Origin of the sequence: Exiguobacterium sp. s125, assembly GCF_018618605.1 — a bacterium.
Classification (GTDB): domain Bacteria; phylum Bacillota; class Bacilli; order Exiguobacteriales; family Exiguobacteriaceae; genus Exiguobacterium_A; species Exiguobacterium_A oxidotolerans.
The window spans coordinates 256,858-277,134 of the sequence record NZ_JACSMI010000001.1 but is presented as its reverse complement, the minus strand read 5'-3'; the positions used below and the strand labels follow the sequence as shown (position 1 = coordinate 277,134).

18 protein-coding genes and 1 other RNA gene are annotated in these 20,277 nt (G+C 45.3%); 1 reads left to right on the top strand and 18 read right to left on the bottom strand.

Annotated elements, in window-relative coordinates; all coding sequences use genetic code 11:
• Positions 1–47: 47 nt before the first annotated feature.
• The 14 genes from KNQ05_RS01285 to KNQ05_RS01220 form a co-directional block, all read right to left on the bottom strand.
• Positions 48–2,066, bottom strand: coding sequence for an RNA-directed DNA polymerase (locus KNQ05_RS01285; protein ID WP_214804310.1), 2,019 nt, complete (start codon positions 2,064–2,066; stop codon positions 48–50).
• 174 nt (positions 2,067–2,240) lie between these two features.
• Positions 2,241–3,512 (bottom strand): reverse transcriptase domain-containing protein, encoded by a 1,272-nt coding sequence (locus tag KNQ05_RS01280; protein ID WP_214804309.1) that lies wholly within the window; start codon positions 3,510–3,512, stop codon positions 2,241–2,243.
• A 99-nt stretch (positions 3,513–3,611) separates the two neighbouring features.
• Positions 3,612–3,970: a transfer-messenger RNA gene (ssrA, locus tag KNQ05_RS01275) on the bottom strand.
• Positions 3,971–4,028: 58 nt separating this feature from the next.
• Complete coding sequence (gene smpB, locus KNQ05_RS01270) at positions 4,029–4,499, bottom strand: SsrA-binding protein SmpB (protein ID WP_088837732.1); 471 nt, start codon at positions 4,497–4,499, stop codon at positions 4,029–4,031.
• A 32-nt stretch (positions 4,500–4,531) separates the two neighbouring features.
• Entirely contained in the window at positions 4,532–6,889 is a 2,358-nt protein-coding gene (gene rnr / locus KNQ05_RS01265; RefSeq protein WP_214804308.1) for a ribonuclease R, read from the bottom strand.
• A 14-nt stretch (positions 6,890–6,903) separates the two neighbouring features.
• Positions 6,904–7,644, bottom strand: coding sequence for an alpha/beta hydrolase (locus KNQ05_RS01260; protein WP_214768830.1), 741 nt, complete (start codon positions 7,642–7,644; stop codon positions 6,904–6,906).
• 101 nt (positions 7,645–7,745) lie between these two features.
• Positions 7,746–7,979: a preprotein translocase subunit SecG gene (gene secG / locus KNQ05_RS01255; RefSeq protein WP_029331335.1), complete on the bottom strand. Its 234-nt coding sequence runs from the start codon at positions 7,977–7,979 to the stop codon at positions 7,746–7,748.
• A 146-nt stretch (positions 7,980–8,125) separates the two neighbouring features.
• On the bottom strand, positions 8,126–9,040 hold the full coding sequence (gene rbsB / locus KNQ05_RS01250) for a ribose ABC transporter substrate-binding protein RbsB (RefSeq protein WP_214766857.1): 915 nt from the start codon (positions 9,038–9,040) through the stop codon (positions 8,126–8,128).
• 30 nt (positions 9,041–9,070) lie between these two features.
• A complete protein-coding gene (rbsC, locus tag KNQ05_RS01245; RefSeq protein ID WP_029331338.1) occupies positions 9,071–10,030 on the bottom strand; it encodes a ribose ABC transporter permease in 960 nt (319 codons plus the stop codon).
• 10 nt (positions 10,031–10,040) lie between these two features.
• Entirely contained in the window at positions 10,041–11,519 is a 1,479-nt protein-coding gene (locus KNQ05_RS01240) for a sugar ABC transporter ATP-binding protein (protein ID WP_214766855.1), read from the bottom strand.
• Positions 11,520–11,531: 12 nt separating this feature from the next.
• Positions 11,532–11,921, bottom strand: a complete 390-nt coding sequence (rbsD, locus tag KNQ05_RS01235; protein WP_214804307.1) for a D-ribose pyranase — start codon at positions 11,919–11,921, stop codon at positions 11,532–11,534.
• The gene (gene rbsK, locus KNQ05_RS01230; protein ID WP_214804306.1) at positions 11,918–12,796 is read right to left on the bottom strand and encodes a ribokinase; all 879 of its coding nucleotides are present in this window, start codon (positions 12,794–12,796) and stop codon (positions 11,918–11,920) included. The genes rbsD and rbsK overlap by 4 nt, the downstream gene beginning before the upstream one ends.
• Positions 12,793–13,773 carry a LacI family DNA-binding transcriptional regulator gene (locus KNQ05_RS01225; protein WP_088837739.1) on the bottom strand — a complete coding sequence of 327 codons (981 nt, stop codon included), beginning with the start codon at positions 13,771–13,773 and terminating at the stop codon, positions 12,793–12,795. The genes rbsK and KNQ05_RS01225 overlap by 4 nt, the downstream gene beginning before the upstream one ends.
• Before the next feature lie 180 nt (positions 13,774–13,953).
• Positions 13,954–14,286, bottom strand: coding sequence for a hypothetical protein (locus tag KNQ05_RS01220; RefSeq protein WP_029331344.1), 333 nt, complete (start codon positions 14,284–14,286; stop codon positions 13,954–13,956).
• Between the two features lie 152 nt (positions 14,287–14,438).
• On the opposite strand from KNQ05_RS01220, the gene KNQ05_RS01215 reads away from it, so the two are divergent.
• A complete protein-coding gene (locus KNQ05_RS01215; protein WP_088837740.1) occupies positions 14,439–14,759 on the top strand; it encodes a hypothetical protein in 321 nt (106 codons plus the stop codon).
• A gap of 532 nt (positions 14,760–15,291) precedes the next feature.
• Here the strand turns inward: KNQ05_RS01215 and eno are convergent.
• The 4 genes from eno to KNQ05_RS01195 form a co-directional block, all read right to left on the bottom strand.
• Positions 15,292–16,584: a phosphopyruvate hydratase gene (gene eno / locus KNQ05_RS01210; RefSeq protein ID WP_023469213.1), complete on the bottom strand. Its 1,293-nt coding sequence runs from the start codon at positions 16,582–16,584 to the stop codon at positions 15,292–15,294.
• A 70-nt stretch (positions 16,585–16,654) separates the two neighbouring features.
• Positions 16,655–18,202 (bottom strand): 2,3-bisphosphoglycerate-independent phosphoglycerate mutase, encoded by a 1,548-nt coding sequence (gpmI, locus tag KNQ05_RS01205; protein WP_214804305.1) that lies wholly within the window; start codon positions 18,200–18,202, stop codon positions 16,655–16,657.
• The gene (tpiA, locus tag KNQ05_RS01200; protein ID WP_088837742.1) at positions 18,203–18,955 is read right to left on the bottom strand and encodes a triose-phosphate isomerase; all 753 of its coding nucleotides are present in this window, start codon (positions 18,953–18,955) and stop codon (positions 18,203–18,205) included. It abuts the gene before it with no gap.
• A gap of 29 nt (positions 18,956–18,984) precedes the next feature.
• Entirely contained in the window at positions 18,985–20,169 is a 1,185-nt protein-coding gene (locus KNQ05_RS01195; protein ID WP_088837743.1) for a phosphoglycerate kinase, read from the bottom strand.
• Positions 20,170–20,277 lie beyond the last annotated feature (108 nt).

The following is a 20,277-nucleotide window of genomic DNA, read 5'->3' as shown; positions in this document are numbered from 1 at the left end:
CACCAATTTAAATAATGTACTATATTACAAACACTTTACTAAAGTATCTATCTAGAGATTTGTAATTGACTTAACATACCCGGATTAAAGATGGTCCTATCCTTAGTAAAGTAATGATACATAGAATAATAATTATCTTTAACAAAATCCCATTCTATAAAGTGCTTATCTTTATTTAAAATAAATTCTAGTATTAATTTTTGTGATAAACATACAGATTTTAAATCATCTCTACTTGTACTTTCTAAATTTTCGATATTTTTTTTAAGTTTCAATTTTATTTCTCGTTTAACTGTTAGGTTGAGACCTGAATATGAATAAAAAATAAGAATAAACCATATTTTCTCATCTTGAAACAAATCATTCCAGTTAGTTTTTGACAAGTTATTTCGAATAATTTTATTAACTTTTGCATTTATATTTTTTGTGTTCTTTATACTATTATAGTAAAGACACAGACCTGCAATTAAAATCGGATTTTCTTCTTGTAATATTTCACTTGTTATTGAAGCAATTCTTTTTACAGTAAATTGAATATTATAAATAGCACTAAACACTAATAAGTCTATCCAATCGTTTTTATAATTGCTAAAAATAATTGAATCAAATCTTTCGTAACATTTTTCTACACTTTCTTTAATATCCAAATTGAATTTATCTTTTAAAAGCGTTAATGTTCTAATCAATTTTTGAGTTGAAGTATATGTAACATCTTTCGAGTATACAAAGAATAACATTAAAACCAAGTCGTTTGTATTAATATTTAATTTGTGATTTGTATCATTTGATCTTTCAATTATATTTAATATTACGCTCAATACATACGATGATGTCAAAGTAATCTCATTTGTATTTTCAAGCAAAATTAAAAATCTATTCCTTAAATCGTTATACTTTGCACGCTTATTTTCAATAATTAAATTAGTTTTTATCCACTGATTAATCTGCTTCGAATTCTCTTCGGTCAACCCTAAATCAGATATATCTTTAAAAAGGTTATCAAAACTAAAATCGTCATCTTTTTTTTCTATCATTATTTTCTCAATCAATGGTGTAAAGTTTTGTGTTTCATATATCCATTTATTAAAGCTAAATGAATTGTCATATTGCTTAAACTTTTTATCGTTTACTTTTAAATGAAATTGGTTAAGAATAGCAGAAATTTCATTTGAAATAATTTTTTCTACCTCGCTGTTATCAGTAAATATAAAATAATCATCTACAAAGCGAAAAATTTTGTAATCCACTTCATTTATGATGTTTTTTGAAAAAAGTCTTTCCATTATTCGTTCGTCTATATGTACTAATAAAAATTCTGCCAATAGTCTCATCATCTCTGGACCCACTAATATGCCGTTGGTTTTTGAACCATTTAAGTTCTGTAAAAAGGAATCTATTCCTTTATACACAGAATACGTCTTTCCTAAATTTTTTGAATCATACGTTTTTTTACTTATCAACCACTTGAACGAATGTGTATAAATACTTGGAAAACAATCCTGAATATCAATAGATAAAAGCTTGCTAAATTTATCCTGATAAAAAGAAAATAAATTACTATTATAAAAATCAGTTATTTTTTTAAAGGGTTTATGATTAAAATATGAGCCGCTAGATTCCAAGCTAAGAAGCAATTGCTTTTTTTCAAGGTCGTTAGTATAGAATACTTTTTGATTTCTAACCTTTTTATAAACTAAACTGTTCACTTTTTGTGGTTTGCGAACAGAAAAAGATTTTTTATTGTGTATAATATTTAATATATCTTTTTCAAAGCATTCCATAAATATTAAAGACTCTAGAGAACCTAGAGGGTTCATTATTGAGATTTCTCTAAATAAGTTATTCTTCTTTTTAACTTTAAATTTTAACGGGGATGAATGCCACTTAGAATCAAACGTCTCTGTACCTGCTTTTATGCCTTTAGTTATCTTATTTACCGTTTTTTTATTATCTAATATATATTCATAAAAATACTTATTCGTAAAAAAGTTTCCTTTTTCAAAAGGAAGTATATCTGATATTAGATAATCTTCTTTTTGTCTGTTAAATGTAGTTTTTTTAGACATGATTTATTGACCCCTTAATAAGGAAATGGTATCTTGTTTTTACACAATATCAAACTAGTTTCTAAAGCGGAGAGTTTTTTATTAGCTCTTTTCTTTTGGGCTTGTTTAAAAATGATTCGGTAGGTCAATATACTATACGCTTAACACAAGTTTGTAGTTTGACCTACTGATGATTTACTTATAGTGTATTAAAAATTCTTTTGCTAAAGTTTCGTATGATTTATTTATTGTGTTTAGTTTATAAATTTCTTCCATACATTTTTGCAGCTTGTCATACTTCCAGCCTAAGTTAGGGTGCATAAGGATAGTTCTGTTTTTATAAAAATTTGCTAAATATCTTTTATTTTTTAATTTATTTCTTATACATCGTGGAATCTCAATTCTATTTCTTCCAATTCTCCCAAAAGATACTCCTACGTACTTCTCAAAGAAAGTAAAAGTATTTTTAGTGATTTTTTCAACGTCTGAATTTCCATCCATAAATCTTTTTAACTCTTTGTAACTATCACTTATTCCTCTAACTTGCCATCTAGAAACTGTGCTATTTTTTGAGGTGCCATAGTATACGACTCTTTTAAATAAAGCATCAATTTTAAAATCTAAAATTTTTACTGCTTCTTCATCTTGATTTCCAGAAACATATTCTTCAATATATTCATCAATTTTCAGTTGATATTTTTGGATCTTAGAATTTGCAATTCCAAATTTAAATTTTTTGCCTTGTTCTCTTAAAAAATGATATCCTAGATATTCAAAATCAATTTTTCCATTAAAACTTTTTTTATAGCATTTTGTTTTACTTTGACTTAACTTCACATTCTCCCCAAAGATATTCTTAAGTAATTTTGATACTTCATTTTTTATCTCAAGTTCATCGATTTCCTCATCAAAAATTATTATTCCATCGTCTACGTATCTAGCATAATAAATACAATGTTTTTCAAATTTCTCTTTAATTTTCATATCAAAATAATGTCCTAATATCTCCATCATCGAGTTATGCAGTCCTACTCCTGGAATCAATTCTTTTTGATTTTTAGTATAAACTTCAAAAAATTTTTTTTCATGAGAATGTAAGCTTATAAAATCATCTATATATTTTCGTATTTTTTTAAAATCAATATTATAGAAAAATTTTTCAATATCAAATTTAAAGATAGTATAAGTATGATATACATGAATATTCGGCATAATATTCATTACTTCACTCATAATAGAAGATCTATTTGGAAATTTCAATTTGGCATATCTGTTTAAATATTCTTTATAATAGTCTAATACGATTCTTAAATCTTTTTCTACTTCATTGTTATTAATCACATCTCTACCTTTAACATTTTTAATTTCATACTCTATATTTTGATTAAAATTTGATATTATTTTTTCTACTTCTTCCAATTCAGCATTGTGTAATTCAGTTAAATTTTGATAAATTCTGCTCCTCATAGATTTAACCCCCAGTAAACTATTGATAGTCTTATAGTAACAAAAAACACCATCATCCAAAATGGATAATGGTGTTTTTTAAATTCTTGCTACTTCAAGGTATGGAGACGGTGGGAGTCGAACCCACGTCCGAAGGCATCGTATACTTAAGCTTCTACGTGTGTAGTCAATTTATTGGGATCTCGTCGTCAGGCTGCCAATTGACAGGCGTCCGTCCGACCAGTCTGATTCCATCTCTTCTCTTTCCCTCCAGACGGAAGGGTCCAAGCGTAGCCTGTTTAAAGTGAGACCCTAGAAATCAGCCGACCAGGCGACGGCTGCTAGGATCCGTAGCAACTGTTACGCTGCTGCGAGTTGTGTGTTAGTTTTGCCAGTTATGGCTGATGCGTTTTAACGAGGCCGACCCCTCGACACGCCACAGAAGACCGAACTACCCCCGTCGAATCCGTAACGTCCCCAAGATATAAAATTGGGGCTTTCCGAATACTATTATAATAGCAGAAAAGTGTTACGGGTTCAATACTTTTGCTTGTCGCGTAACGCACGGTCGATATCCCGCTTCGCATCCTTCTTCTTCAGATCGTCACGTTTGTCGAATTTCTTCTTCCCGCGGCCGAGTCCGATCAGACATTTTGCGTAGCCGTTCTTGATGTAGACCTTCAGCGGCACGATCGTGTAACCGTCGCGCGAGACCGATCCCATCAAGGTCGCAATCTGTTTTTTGTGCAGCAACAGTTTCCGCGGACGGAGCTGTTCGTGGTTGTACCGGTTCCCTTGTTCGAAGTGGGCGATGTTCGAGTTCCAGAGAATCGCTTCCCCGCCGTCGAAGCGGACGAACGCGTCGCCGATACTGATTTTTCCTTTACGGACCGATTTGATTTCGGTTCCCGTCAAGACGAGACCCGCTTCGATCGTATCTTCAATCGCATAATCAAACGACGCCCGTTTGTTGTTGGCTAATACTTTTGAACTTGTCCCTTTTGGCATCTCTCTTCCACCACATTTCTAAACAGAAGCGCTTATTTGCGCTTCCGTTTTTTATTCGAGACCGCTTTATGGAATGGCGGTTTATCCTTCTTGTCTTTCCCGGCGAAGCCTTTGCCTTTTGCCTGGTCCTTCGGCTTACTTGGACGTTTCGACTTGCCGCGACGGTCGTCTTTCTTGTCGTCGCGTTTTTGTCCCGGACGTCCGCCGCTTGAGCGGATCGTCTTCGACTCAAAGCGTTTTTTCGTTTGGCGTTCCGGCATCCCGACGACCGCGAAGTCAATCGTCTTCTCATCGATGTTGACACCAGTGACTTTAATCTCGACGACATCGCCGATCCGGAACTGTTGTTTCGTCCGTTCGCCGATCAACTGGTAGTTCGCTTCATCATAGCGGTAGAAGTCATCCGTCATCGCTTGGATGTGGACGAGTCCTTCAATCGTGTTCGGTAACTCGACGAACATGCCGAAGTTCGTCACGCCACTGACAACCCCTTCAAACGTATCGCCGATGTGTTGCTCCATGTACTCGGCTTTCTTCAGGGCATTCGTTTCGCGTTCGGCGTCAACGGCACGGCGTTCACGTTTTGAGGCGTGATCGGCGATTTCCGGCAGCATTTCCGCATAACGGTCCTGTGTCTTTTGCGATTTATCATTAAAGATGATGTACTCGCGTAAGAGACGGTGGACCATCAAGTCGGGATAGCGGCGGATCGGTGACGTGAAGTGCGTGTAGAAATCGGTCGACAGACCAAAGTGACCGATCGGCTCGACGTCATATTTCGCTTGTTGGAGCGACCGTAACATGACCGTACTGACGACGGCTTCTTCCGGTTCGCCTTCGACAGCGTTTAAGATTGTCTGCAACGTCTTCGGTGTGACCGACTCGCCCTTGCGTTCAACATTGATGCCGAAGTTGGCGATGAACTTGAAGAACGTATCGAGACGCTCAGATTTCGGCTCATCGTGAATCCGGTACATGAACGGCAGTTTTTGATGTTGGACGTGCTCGGCGACTGTTTCGTTCGCTGCAAGCATGAACTCTTCAATCAACTTCTCAGCGACGGACCGTTCCCGTAACAGGATATCGCTCGTCTTGCCTTCTTCGTTGACGAGGACCTTCGCTTCCGGGAAGTCGAAGTTGATCGCCCCGCGGCGCGAGCGGCGTTCGCGGAGGATCGCTGCCAGTTCCGCCATCTGATCGAAGTTATCGACGAGATCGTGATATTTCGCAATCACTTCTTCGTCTTCGCGTTCGATGATTTTCCGGACATCGGTATACGTCATCCGCTCCGTCGTCTTGATGACACTCTGTAAAATCTCTTGGTTGACGACAGCACCGTTCTTGTCGATTTCCATGATACAGCTCAGCGTCAACCGATCGACGTGCGGGTTGAGTGAACAAATCCCGTTCGACAGGCGGTGCGGAATCATCGGAATGACTCGGTCGACGAGATAGACACTCGTCCCGCGTTCGCGTGCTTCTTCGTCAAGCGGTGAATCTTCCTTGACGTAGTGTGAGACGTCAGCGATATGGACACCGAGCTCATAGTTGCCGTTCGCAAGTCTTTTGACGTGGACGGCATCATCCAAGTCCTTCGCGTCAGCACCGTCAATCGTGACTGTGACTTCGTTACGTAAGTCAACGCGACCGACGAGGTCCTTCTCATCGATTTGATCGGGAATGTTGTTCGCTTCCGCAATCGCTGCGTCCGAGAAGTCGACGTTGATGCCGTGCTTGTGGACGATTGATAAGATATCGACACCTGGGTCATTTTTATGACCGATGATTTGTAAGACTTTTGCGGTCCCGGCGTAACGTCCGTCCGGGTACTTTGTGATCCGGGCGAGGACTTTATGGCCATCGACGGCACCGAGCGTATCTTCGTCCGCGACGACCGGTAAGAACGTCAGCTTCGAGTCATCCGGTTCGATGTAGGCGATCGATTCAATCCGTCCTTTAGGACTGACGAACGTCCCGACGAAATCAGCCGGTCCGCGTGAAAGAATCTTCAGCAGCTTGCCTTCGCGGCGGTCGCCGCCGTTTGATTCGGCAAAGACTTTGACGAGGACACGGTCGCCGTTATAGACGTTGCCGAGTTCCGGCGCCGGCAGGAAGATATCGCCTGCTGAACCGTCTTCCGGTGAAACGAATCCGAATCCGCGTTGGTGGACGGAGATTTTCCCGGCGACTTGCCCGATTTGCGCGAGCGTGCCGTATTTGTTCGAACGCGTCCGGGCGACGAGTGCCTCTTCTTCGAGTGCGTTCAACGTCCGGATCAATTCTTTGAATTCTGTTGTATCCGATAGTTCTAGTTTTTTCGTTAATTGATCGATCGACAGCGGACGTTCTTCCGCCGTGATGACCTCGAGTATTCGTTCACGTAATTCCAACGTGACACCTCCAGTTAATTGCTCCAGTTCAACGATTCTAAAAAGTCATGAATGTCCGCATGGAGCTTATCTTTTTCTTTGTCGAGCGTAATGACATGACCTGAGTTCTCATACCAGATCAGCTCTTTTTGGAAGGCACTGACACCATCATGAATGATGTTGGCCGAGTCCGTATTGATCATATGATCATTGCGGGCCTGGACGACGAGTGTCGGTGCGTAGACATCTTCGAGTGAATCGCGTGTGTCTTTTAGCAACGCTTGTAAATCTTTTAAGGTCGGCATCGGTTCGAACGCTGCCATTTCCTGTTCGATTTGTTCCGGTGACTTTCCTTCTCGTTTCTTAAATTCGATAGCGTACTCGGTAACGCCTGCATACATGACGTCTTCACTTTTAATATAGGCGGGTGCGCACATCGGAATGACCGCTTTGACGGGACGGTTCATCGACAGTTTCAGTGACATGACGCCACCGAGCGATAACCCGCAGACGGCGATTTCGTCGTACCCTTTCGCGACGAGCTCTTCGTACCCGTCGAGGACGTCCTGCCACCAGTCGGCTGGCCCGGTCTTCGTCAGCTCTTCGGGTGGGGCGGCGTGCCCTTTATATTGTGGGGCGAGTGATGTATATCCCTGTTTTTGCAGGTAACGACCGAGGATCCGGACATCGGCACTCGATCCCGTGAAGCCATGTAACAGTAAGACAGCCCGTTTGCCGGCTTCAAAAAAGAATGGTTTTGGTAATGTAATTTTCATAAAATGATTCCCCCTCTAACTCTATACCCCAAAATGAAAATTTAGAAATCGAGAAAACAAGAAAAAACGACAGCGCAAACGTACGGCTGTCGTTTCAATACTCACTTATAAAAAGCGACGAGTAACGCCAAAATAAAGAATAAAGCTCCTAAAACAGATGCCACACGATTCAGGACCGCATCCAAGCCACGAGCTTTTTGGCGACCAAATAATTGTTCTGCCCCACCAGTTAATGCTCCGAGTCCAGCCGTACGGCCTGACATCAAGAGAACGACGATGATGAGAAGAACGGAAACGACGATGAGGCCGACAAGAGCCACGTTATGAATGATCATCGATGATCCTCCTTCAATAATATACGCTTCTTTCATTATAGAGAAAAACAGGTACGGGAACAAGGAATAGATTTATCGGATTCCAGTTCCTGCAAAAAAACATCAGCCGCTCAAGGATTGCTCCGGCGCGACTGATGATAGAAGACTTATTGTTTGATGAGATCGAGTTCGACCGGAATGTTCTTGTCGACTGTCTCGCCTTTCAAGTGTTTGATCGCTGTATCGATGCCCATCTTCCCGATTTCTGTCGGTTTTTGCGCAACGGTTCCTGCCATCTTGCCATCTTTAACAGCTTTGACGGCATCGTCTGTCGCGTCAAATCCGATGACTTTGACATCTTCCATGCCGGCTGCTTTCAATGCTTCGACCGCACCGAGTGCCATTTCGTCATTGTGGGCGAAGACTGCTTTGATGTCTTTGTTGTTTTGAAGAATGTTTTCCATGACCGACAGACCTTTTGCCCGGTCGAAGTTGGCTGATTGTTTTGCAACGACGTCCAGTTTCCCGTCGACTGCCGCGTGGAACCCTTCGCCGCGGTCACGCGTTGCGGAAGCACCCGGAATTCCTTCAAGTTCAACGACTTTCGCTTTGTCGCCGACGAGTTCGATCATGTATTCACCCGCTTGTTTTCCACCTGCGACGTTATCCGACGCGATGTGGGCGATGACGTCACCGGCTTCAGCGTTCCGGTCGACTGTGATGACTGGAATGTCGGCATCGTTTGCTGTTTGGACGGCCGCACCGACTGCTGCTGAGTCCGTTGGATTGATCAAGATGAGATCGACTTTCTTTTGAATCATGTCTTCGATGTCGCTTGCTTGTTTTGCCGCATCATCTTGTGCATCGGCGACTTGCAGTGTTGCGCCTTGTGCTTTTGCTTCTTCTTCGGCTCCTTCTTTGAGTGAAACGAAGAACGGGTTGTTCAGTGTCGAGATTGAGAGACCAATCTTAAAGTCCTTTGTCTTCGTCTCTTTTTCTGTGTCACTGCCTGGCTGCTCTGTCGAACACGCGGCTGCGAATACCATCAAGGCCATCATGACGAGTGCAAGTAATTTTTTCATCTGTAATTTCCTCCTTCAAAATGTGTATGATTACGTCGTTTGTTTCCGATCTGCGAGGACGGCGAACAGGATGACGAGTCCTTTGACGACAAGTTGGAAGAACGATGACACACCGAGTAAGTTCAAGCCGTTGTTGAGTGTCCCGATAATCAAGGCCCCGATCAATGTTCCGACGATCCAACCGCGACCACCGGATAGACTTGTCCCGCCGAGGACGACGGCTGCGATTGCGTCGAGCTCATACGATGTTCCTGCCGTCGGTTGCGCCGAGTTGAGGCGTGACGTCAGGATGATGCCGGCGAGTGCTGCCATCAAGCCGGATAGCGAGTAAATCATGATTTTGACTTTGTTGACTTGAATCCCCATCAATTTCGCCGCTTCTTCATTTCCACCAATGGCATATGTGTAACGCCCGAACGTCGTTTTCTTCAAGATGAAGTAAAGGACCGCGAAGGCGATTAACATCGTCACGACCGGTACAGGGAAGATCCAGAAGTAACCCCGACCGAATAATTCAAACCATCCACCTTGCCCGAGTCCCGTGATGGGTCGTCCGTCCGTATAGACGAGCGTCAGGCCACGGAAGATCGTCATCGTCGCCAGTGTCGCGATGAACGGTGCGACTTTCCCGAGTGAGATGACCATGCCGTTTAACGCACCCATGATAGCACCGACGATCAGTCCGGCGAGAACGGCAATAATGGCTGACGTTCCGTCCGTCATCAGTCCGGCGACGAACGCCGACGATAAGGCGAGAATCGAACCGACCGATAAATCAATCCCACCCGTCAAGATGACGAACGTCATGCCGAAGGCGATCAAGGCGTTGATCGACACTTGGCGTAAAATGTTGAATAAGTTATTGAGTGTTAAAAAGTCCGGTTCCATAATCGATACGACGAGCACGATCGCGAACAGCCCGGCGAGCGGACCGAGCTTCTGCCCGATTCCGAGCCGGCGCGGTTTCTTTTCCGTCAGTTTCCCTTGCATCAATTCCATCTCATTGTCCTCCTGTCGCAAGTGTCATGATACTTTCTTGCGTCGCCTCTTGTTGTTCGAGCATCCCGCTCACTTGCCCTTCCCGCATCACGTAGACGCGGTCACTCATCCCGAGAATCTCCGGGAGGTCGGAACTGATCATGATGATTGCGACACCAGACGCGGCGAGCTCATTCATAATCAGGTAAATTTCTTTTTTTGCCCCGACGTCGACACCACGTGTCGGTTCGTCGAGGATCAAGACATCCGGTTTCGTCCCGAGCCATTTCGCGAGGACAACCTTTTGCTGATTCCCGCCGGAAAGTGACTTCGCCGGTTGATCCATCGAGCTGTGACGGACGGATAACGACTTGAGATAGCCTTCCGCGAACTGGCGCTCCGACTGATCGGAGATGACACCCGACTTCGCTAACGACCGAATCGTCGGCAAGGAGATGTTCTCTCGGAGTGAAAAGTCGAGGAACAAACCCTCGCCTTTTCGGTCTTCCGTCAAGAAACCAAGTCCTTGTTTGATTGCATCGTGCGGTGATTTGATGTTGATGACGTTGCCATTCAGCTTGATTGTTCCTGCCTTCAGGCGATCGACACCGAACAGACCACGCATGACTTCCGTCCGTCCCGCTCCCATCAAACCGGAGAAGCCGACGATTTCACCGGCACGGACGGAGAACGAGACGTCTTCAAACCGTTTCCCCGTCGCTCCCGTTACTTCTAAGACCGTGTCACCGTGTGTGACCTTGCGTTCCGGGTAGCGTTCACCCATTTCGCGTCCGACCATTTCGCGGACGATCTGTTCAAATGATGTCTCAGCGATCCGGTGGGTCGAGACGGAGACCCCGTCCCGCAAGACGGTGATCCGGTCACACAGTTCGAAGATTTCCTCCATCCGGTGCGAAATGTAGACGATTGAGACGCCTTGCTCGCGTAACGCCGTCGCGACACTGAACAGGGCGCGAATCTCACGTTCCGTCAAGGCAGCTGTCGGTTCATCCATGATGATGACCTTTGCGTGCGTCATCAGTGCTTTTGCGATCTCAATCATCTGTTGTTGCCCGACCGATAACGTCCGCGCCAGTTGATTGACATCCATGAAGACGTTCAGTTCCGCCAGTTCCCGTTCCGCGAGCCGTTTCATTTCCGCCTGTTTCAACACACCGAAGCGCGATTTCAACTCACGACCGAGGAACAGATTTTCCGTCACCGTCAAATCAGGCAGAATGTTTAACTCCTGGTGAATGAAGGCAATCCCCGCTTCTTCCGCCAGTTTCGGATTTTTATAGTGTTGTTCGACACCATCGACTTGAATCGTTCCCTCGTCCGCTTTATGGACACCGGTCAAGATTTTCATCAGCGTTGACTTACCGGCTCCGTTCTCGCCCATCAAGGCATGAATTTCACCTGTCGCGAGTTCGAAGTCGACACCCTTTAAGACGGGCACGGGACCAAACGCTTTTGTGATTCCTGTCATCTTAATGTGCATCATGCTTCCCCCTTAAAAAATGACGCCGGCGTGTAAAATTACATTGGCGTAAGGTGTCGCTTCACCTGTCCGGATGATGACTTTCGCCTGCTTCGTTAGCTCTTTAAACGCTTCGTGCGAGACGTATTCCGTCGTCACGTTTAATTGACTCACCGTAGTGAGCGCCGCTTCGTTTGCTTCCTTGATTTCCGACGCCAGTGTCACCTGTTCAACCGCCATGTCGTCCGCGACGACGCGCAAGACGTCGGCAAACGCCGGTGTCCCGAGTTCCAGCGCTAAATCAATCCGCGCAACGCCCGTCGGAATCGGTAAGCCGCAATCAGCGATGACGATCATATCGGTATGACCGAGATCTGCTAAGACTTTACTGATTTGACTGTTCAAAATGCCGTGTCGTTTCATACTTCGACCTCCATCTGTTCCCGTGTCGGCATGCCGCCTTGAGCACCGAGCGCCCGGACGGACATACCGGCTGCCTTGTTCGCAAAGCGAATCGCTTCCGTCAGTGACTTTCCTTCCGTCAACGCGACAGCGAGTGCTCCGTTGAACGTATCGCCGGCACCCGTCGTATCGACGACGTCCGTCTTAATCGCCGGCACCGTCACGATGGCGTCTCCGTCATAGAAGCGAGCACCGCGACTGCCTTCCGTTACAATCAATTTATTCGGATACTGGCTTAACCAATGTTCAAGAGATTGCTGTTGTCCGAAAATCAAGCCACATTCATGTTCGTTTGGTGTTAGGTACGTCACGTTTTCGAGCAACTCGTCGTCAAGGACGATGGCTGGCGCCGGATTCAAGATAACGGGAATACCGTGCTCTTTTCCGTAACGCGCCACCTGTTTGACCGTTTCCAGTGGAATTTCGAGCTGTAATAAAATCATGTCCGTCTGACCGAGCAAGCTGTCGATCTGGCTCTCATCATAGACGACGGCTAAGTTCGCCGACTGGACGACGACGATTGAGTTGTCCCCTTCCGCGAGCGTGATGTGCGCCGTTCCCGTCCGTTCGTTCGTTATCGTCTGCAGGTGCGTCGTCCCGACGTGTTCCGCTTCAAAGTTTTGGCGAATCGCTGTCCCGCTCGCATCGTCACCGATGCACCCGACCATCTCGACACTCCCGCCGAGCCGGGCGACCGCGACTGCTTGATTCGCCCCCTTACCGCCCGGGACGGTATGAAACGCTGAGCCGATGACTGTTTCACCCGCTGACGGACGACGATCGCTTTCGACGACCAGGTCCATCGAGATACTCCCTACTACACTGATTTGTTTCATATTTGTTCATCCTTCCGCTTCGTCGTTTCCCGTTCGATGACTTCGACCGTCAACTCATGATGGACGGCCGCGATTTCTTTTCCTTCAATTCGTTGAATCAGCAACTTCGCCGCCAGTTCCCCCATCTGATAAATCGGCTGGGCGATCGTCGTCAGTGGCGGTGAAATCATTTGTCCGAGCTCGATTCCGTCATACCCGATGACTTGCAGTTGCTCAGGAATCGCAATCCCGCGTTCTGCCGCGACTTGAATCGTTGCCGCTGCGATGACATCGTTCGCTGCAAAAATTCCGTTACAGGTATAGTGGTCGAACAAATAGTTCGCCGCGTCGAGTGCGCCTTGAAAATGAAACGGTGACTCGATGCTTGCGACGAGATGTTTTCCTGCGACTTCTTCAAAACCATCCCGGCGTTTTTTGATCGTCGGTAACTTTGACGGCCCACTGATGACGACGAGTTCATCCGCTCCGTGATCGAGTAAAAATTGAGCTGCCTTCTTCCCGCCGTCGTACCCGTTTGATGTGACGGTCGGGATTGCTCCTTGTAACACCCGGTCGAGTGCGACGATCGGCACTTCGATGGTTTCATAGTTCGGGTTGTTCGAGTAGTTCGTCGTAATGATCAATCCATCGACATGCATTGCTTCGAGAGACTGGATATATTCATGTTCTTTCTGAAACTGTTCATCCGTGTTACACAAAATCACTTGATATCCATGCTTATGTGCCATATCCTCGACGGCACGTGCCAGTTGGGGAAAATAAGGGTTTGTGATGTCCGGTACGATCAATCCAATCAATCCTGATCGTTTTTGAAACAAGGAACGGGCGACACGATTCGGTCGATAATCAAGCTGTTTAACCGCTTGAAGCACCGCCACACGCGCTTTTTCGCTGACATATCCTTTTTCATTCATGACGCGTGATACCGTTGCGACTGATACATTTGCCACTTTCGCTACTTCCCGGATGGTCGACATGATTTCGCCACCTCTTTCTTTTGATAACGCTTACAATATGTATCATATTGTGTAACCGGTTACACATCAACCGTTTTCCGTAAAATATATTTTATTTATTTTATTCCGCTTACTTTCTAAAACTCCATACATAGCAAAAAAGTACGAAAAAACGTTTCATACGAACGTTTTCCGTACTTTTCAAGAGTGTTGGTGTCGTTTTTTGAAAGCTCTTCGAAGGATCGCAATGACGAACGCGAGGATCGCGAGCGGTTCGAATAAGTAGATCAGCAAAAATGTAACATCGATGATGGCATCTTGCGGATTGTACCGTAAGATATAAATCGCACCCGGTAGTAAGGCAATTAATCCCCCGACACCCAGGATGGTTCCGATGATTAAACTTTGTCGTGAGAAACGACTCGTGATTTGATAAAGTCCGATGAATAGAATCAATTCCGTGAAATAGATGATACGTAACGGAATATCGTCAATCGATGTCTCCATTCCTAGAAATAAATAACGAAACAACATGATTCTTCCCTCCCCGTTCTTTCTTCTGTACCCGGTTATTGATTCGATTAATGCAACAACTGCGACTTGACTGCATATCCTAGCTTAATTTAGGGAACTAAACTAGAGGATAGAGGTTAAATCAAGGATATAAGAGAAAGTTGGGGGTTTCGGTGAAAGAAGAATATTCAATGAAAGTCGTCAGCTGTTTAAATGATTTTTTTAAAAACAACAAAGAACCACTCGAAGTCGATTTACTGCGTGGACTTCCACCCGTCGTCTTGTTGCTAAAAGATGGAGCAAAACGATCATTTCCTGTTGAAACCAATCTTCATGATGAATTGCTGAGTGATATCAAGCGGCTTGTGCAAGAATGCCTGGATCCGGAGACCTTGCGCAATCTTGACATCGACACAGATTTACCTGAATTTTTTGTCACGAAAGCACCACTGTATTCACCGTATCATTACCTCGTTACGTTTATTGAGGATTGATTTCAACGCATAAAATTTCATTTTAATATTACGGGATTCGACATTGAGTCGGATCTCGTTTTTTCTGCGTAAAAAAGTTAGGGAAGCACTTACGTCTCACTCACTTGCCATTCATGTGCTTTTTCCTGTAGGAGTCACATGAAGCAAGTAATTGTCGTAGTTCCCATCTTATCTGACAGGATCTATACCAACAAAATAGACCCGTGCCCGGCTTTTTAGGGTAGAGGACACTTAGACCTCTGCTACCTGCTAGAAGTTTAGCAAATTGTGTCCTACGTGAGCCAGAGTACAACTCTGTTAATCAATGCCTACAAAAGCGAAAAGCATACCCCGCTCGACTTCTAAAGGGAAAAGGAAGCTTAGCTTCCGTCAGGGACAGGTGAGACCCGGACATCTGATTAAGATATCCGCGGCTTGCGTCCCGCCCTAGAAAAGCGAGCGGAGTAATGCTTGAGCTTGATTCTTCCTTCTCATCATCAACAAAAAAAAACAGCCCCTCGCTAAGCGAGAGACTGTCGACTCAATCCGTAAATTACTTCTTGAGGTTGTAGAATGATTTGATACCATCGTAGACAGCAACATCTGAAAGCATGTCTTCGATGCGGAGAAGTTGGTTGTATTTCGCGATACGGTCTGTACGTGAAAGTGAACCCGTTTTGATTTGACCAGCGTTTGTCGCAACAGCGATGTCAGCGATTGTTGAATCTTCTGTTTCACCAGAACGGTGAGAAACGACTGCTGTGTAACCAGCTTTTTTAGCCATTTCGATTGCGTCGAATGTTTCAGTCAACGTACCGATTTGGTTAACTTTGATGAGGATCGAGTTAGCGATGCCTTTTTCGATACCTTCAGCAAGTTTTTCTGTGTTTGTTACGAACAAGTCATCCCCAACGAGTTGAACTTTGTGTCCGATACGGTCTGTGAGAAGTTTGTGGCCGTCCCAGTCGTTTTCGTCACAGCCATCTTCGATTGAGATGATTGGGTATTTGTCGACGAGTTGTGCGTAGAATTCAACAAGCTCTTCTGTAGAAAGGACTTTGCCTTCGCCAGCGAGGTTGTATGTTCCAGCTGCTTTGTCGTAGAACTCAGAAGAAGCGACGTCCATTGCAAGGTAAACATCTTCGCCTGCTTTGTAGCCAGCTTTTTCGATTGCTTCAAGGATAACTGTGATTGCTTCTTCGTTTGATTTCAAGTTTGGAGCGAATCCACCCTCGTCACCAACTGCTGTGTTAAGACCCATTCCGCTAAGAACTGATTTCAACGCGTGGAAGATTTCAGCACCCATACGAAGTGCTTCTTTGAATGTTGGAGCTCCAACAGGCATGATCATGAACTCTTGGAAGTCAACGTTGTTGTCAGCGTGTGATCCACCGTTGATGATGTTCATCATTGGAGTTGGAAGTGTTTTCGCATTGAATCCACCGAGGTACGTGTAAAGTGGAAGTCCAAGCTCATCTGCAGCAGCACGAGCAGCAGCCATCGAAACACCGAGGATTGCGTTAGCGCCGAAGTTACCTTTGTTTTTTGTTCCGTCGAGATCGATCATTTTTTTGTCGATTCCAGCTTGGTCGAAAACATCGTAACCGATGATTTCAGGTGCGATTTTTTCGTTGACGTTGTCAACTGCTTTCAAGACACCTTTACCGAGATAACGTGCTTTGTCGCCGTCACGAAGTTCTACTGCTTCGTGCTCACCAGTTGATGCGCCTGATGGGACGAGTGCGCGACCAAAGCCGCCGTCTTCTGTATATACTTCTACTTCTACTGTTGGGTTACCGCGTGAGTCAAGAATCTCGCGTGCATAAATCTCTGTAATCATTGACATTTAAATTCGCTCCTTTTAGTTGAAAAAATAGTGTGTGTTGCTTTGTTAGACGTTTATTCCATCGACGGGATTATTTCTTTAATACGATGGATTTACCCGTCATTTCTGACGGCTGATCTGCGCCAAGTAGATCAAGTAATGTTGGTGCTAAATCCGCTAATGCGCCTGTAAGTGGCTCGAGAAGTTCGACGTCTTCGACTGTCACGATACATGGTACCGGTTCTGTCGTATGGGCCGTCATCTTGCTGCCATCTTTATTGAGCACTTTATCGGCATTTCCGTGGTCAGCAGTCACGATTGCTGCGCCACCTTTGCTGACGATCAAGTCAACGACTTTACCGAGACATTCATCAACTGCTTCGATTGCCTTGATTGTCGGTTCGAGCATACCCGAGTGACCAACCATGTCCGGGTTCGCGAAGTTCAGGATGATGGCATCATGTTTGTCGGAATTGATCGCTTCAATAAGCGCATCCGTTACTTCATAAATGCTCATCTCTGGTTGTAAGTCGTATGTTGCGACTTTTGGCGACGGGATTAAGATACGATCTTCGCCTTCATACGGTTCTTCACGTTGTCCGTTGAAGAAGAACGTGACGTGTGGATACTTTTCAGTTTCCGCAATCCGTAATTGTTTTAAGCCTTGCTTCGAGAGTGTTTCCCCAAGCGTGTTTTTGATATCTTCTGGCGGGAAGACGATATCCGTATCAATCGCATCCGAGTACTTCGTCATGGAGACGAGCAACAGGTTCTTCGGTGCATTGTCCGGAAGTTCGAATCCTGTGAAGCCAGCTTTTTCTTTGTAGACCTTCGCCAGTTGAATCGCACGGTCAGGGCGGTAGTTAAAGAACATGATTGCATCGTTGTCGTGGATCGGTGCGACTGGCGTACCGTCTTCCTGCACGACGACGGTTGGTTCGATGAACTCGTCCGTAACGTCCGTCTTGTATGATTCTTCTACCATGCCGATTGGGTCTTTTGTTGTCGGGCCTTCACCGTATGTGATGACGTCATAGACTTTCTTGACGCGCTCCCAACGGTTGTCGCGGTCCATTGCATAATAGCGTCCAGAGACACTTGCGAATTGACCGACTTGTAACTCATCCATCTTCGCTTGCGCGTCACGAAGGAAACCAGCACCCGATTGTGGATCACAATCGCGGCCGTCCGTGAAGGCATGCAAGTAGACTTTTTCGATTTCGTGAAGTTTCGCGAATTCAAGAACAGCATACAAGTGATTGATGTGACTATGGATTCCACCGTCAGATACTAAACCAAAGATATGGAGTGCTGAATCATGTTTCTTCACGTGACCTGCCGCATCGTTCATCGCTTGACGCGAGAAGAACGAGCGATCTTTGACGGCGTTGTTGATTCGGGATAGCGATTGGTAGACGACGCGACCTGCCCCGATGTTGAGGTGACCCACTTCTGAGTTCCCCATCTGACCTTCAGGCAAACCAACGTATTCCCCTTTCGCATTCAACAACGTATGCGGATATTTGTTCCAAAAGCGATCGAAGTTCGGTTTGTTTGCCGCTGTCACAGCATTCCCGAATTCTTCATCACGCATACCGAAACCATCAAGGATGATAAGTGCGACTGGACGTTTTTTCATTTAAATCGCCTCCAACAGTTTGAGGAACGATCCTGTCTCAAGACTTGCTCCACCAACGAGTGCTCCGTCGATGTCAGGTTGAGCCATATATTCTTTGACGTTTTCCGGCTTGACGCTGCCACCGTACTGGATACGAACTGCTTCTGCAGCTTCTGTACCGAATTCAGCAGCGACGACGTCGCGAACGAATTTACAAGAATCTTGTGCATCTTGTTCTGTCGCTGATTTACCTGTTCCGATTGCCCAGACAGGCTCATATGCGACGACGAGATTTTTCACTTGGTCGACAGTCAAGCCTTTAAGGCTGTTTGTCGTTTGTTCACGGATGACGTCTTCGAACTTGCCGCCTTCGCGCTCTTCAAGTGTTTCACCTACACAAACGATTGGAACGAGACCGTGCTCGAACGCTTTTTTCGCTTTGCTGTTGATGAATGCATCTGTTTCACCAAAGTACTCACGACGTTCAGAGTGACCGAGGATGACGTATGTCACGTCAAGCTCTTTTAGCATGACAGGACTGATTTCGCCTGTGAATGCACCACTTTCTTGATCGTACATGTTTTGAGCACCGATTTTAAGATCAGTTCCAGCTGCTGCTTCCGTTAAATGAGCAAGGAATACAGCTGGTGCACAGACAGCAGCATCGACAGTCGATGCAGCTGGTACTTTGCCTTTTACTTCTTCTGCGAATGCGACTGCATCCTTCAGAGTTAGATTCATCTTCCAGTTACCTGCGATGATTGGTTTACGCATTGAGAAACACTCCCTTGTGAACTATTGGATTACTTGTCGTTAAGCGCTTCGACACCAGGAAGGGCTTTACCTTCCATGAACTCGAGGCTCGCTCCGCCACCAGTCGAGATATGGCTCATCTTGTCTGCAAGACCGAATTTCTCAGCTGCTGCAGCAGAATCCCCACCACCGATGATTGAGTATGCGTCGCTATCAGCAAGTGCTTGAGCGACACCTTTCGTTCCGTTTGCGTATTTATCAAGTTCGAATACGCCCATCGGTCCATTCCAGACGACGAGTTTCGAGTTCTTGATTGCTTCCGCATACAGTTCGACTGTTTTTGGTCCGATATCAAGTGACATGTGATCCGCTGGGATACTGTCGATATCGCGTGGTCCTACATATGTTTCTTCGCCGAATTCCTTCGTGATGACACAGTCGACCGGCATTAAGAACTTGACGCCTTTGTCTTCTGCTTTTTTCATGAATTCTTTCGCTTGGTCGATTTTGTCTACTTCGAGAAGTGACGTTCCGACTTCATAACCTTGAGCTTTGAGGAATGTATAAGATAATCCCCCACCAATGATCAACGTATCGACGATATCAAGCAAGTGATCGATGACACCGATTTTGTCGGCTACTTTCGATCCCCCGATGATTGCAGTGAACGGACGATCCGGGTTCGAGATCGCTTTCCCGAGAACTTGAAGTTCTTTTTCAATCAACAATCCCGCTACAGCAGTATCGACATGGTGCGCGATTCCTTCTGTAGAAGCATGTGCACGGTGAGCTGCACCGAATGCATCGTTGACGAAGATATCTGCGAGTTTCGCAAATCCTTCAGCGAGTTCAGCATCATTTTTTGTTTCTCCAGGGTAGAAACGAACGTTTTCAAGAACGAGAACGTCTCCTGCTTCAAGCTTGCTGACCGCTTCTTCAGCGACCGGGCCATACGCTTCTTCAACGAGCTTGATGTCTTTACCAAGCAATTCGCTGAGGCGTGCTACGACTGGTGCAAGTGAGAACTCAGGATTTTTTTCGCCTTTAGGACGTCCCATGTGGCTTGCGAGAATGACTTTCGCTCCGCCATCCATCAAATGTTTAATTGTTGGAAGTGCCGCACGAATCCGTGTGTCGTCCGTAATTTTACCGTCTTCTAGTGGTACGTTGAAGTCGACACGTGTAAACACGCGTTGACCTTGTACATCGATGTCGCGAATTGATTTCTTATTCATACATTCGTCCTCCGTCTCATACGTATAGTGAGGGGCTGTGACGCCCCTCCAGACTTTTTTTCGCAATAAGAGCGGAGACTGGTAGTTTCCGCTCTTATTCAATTGCTA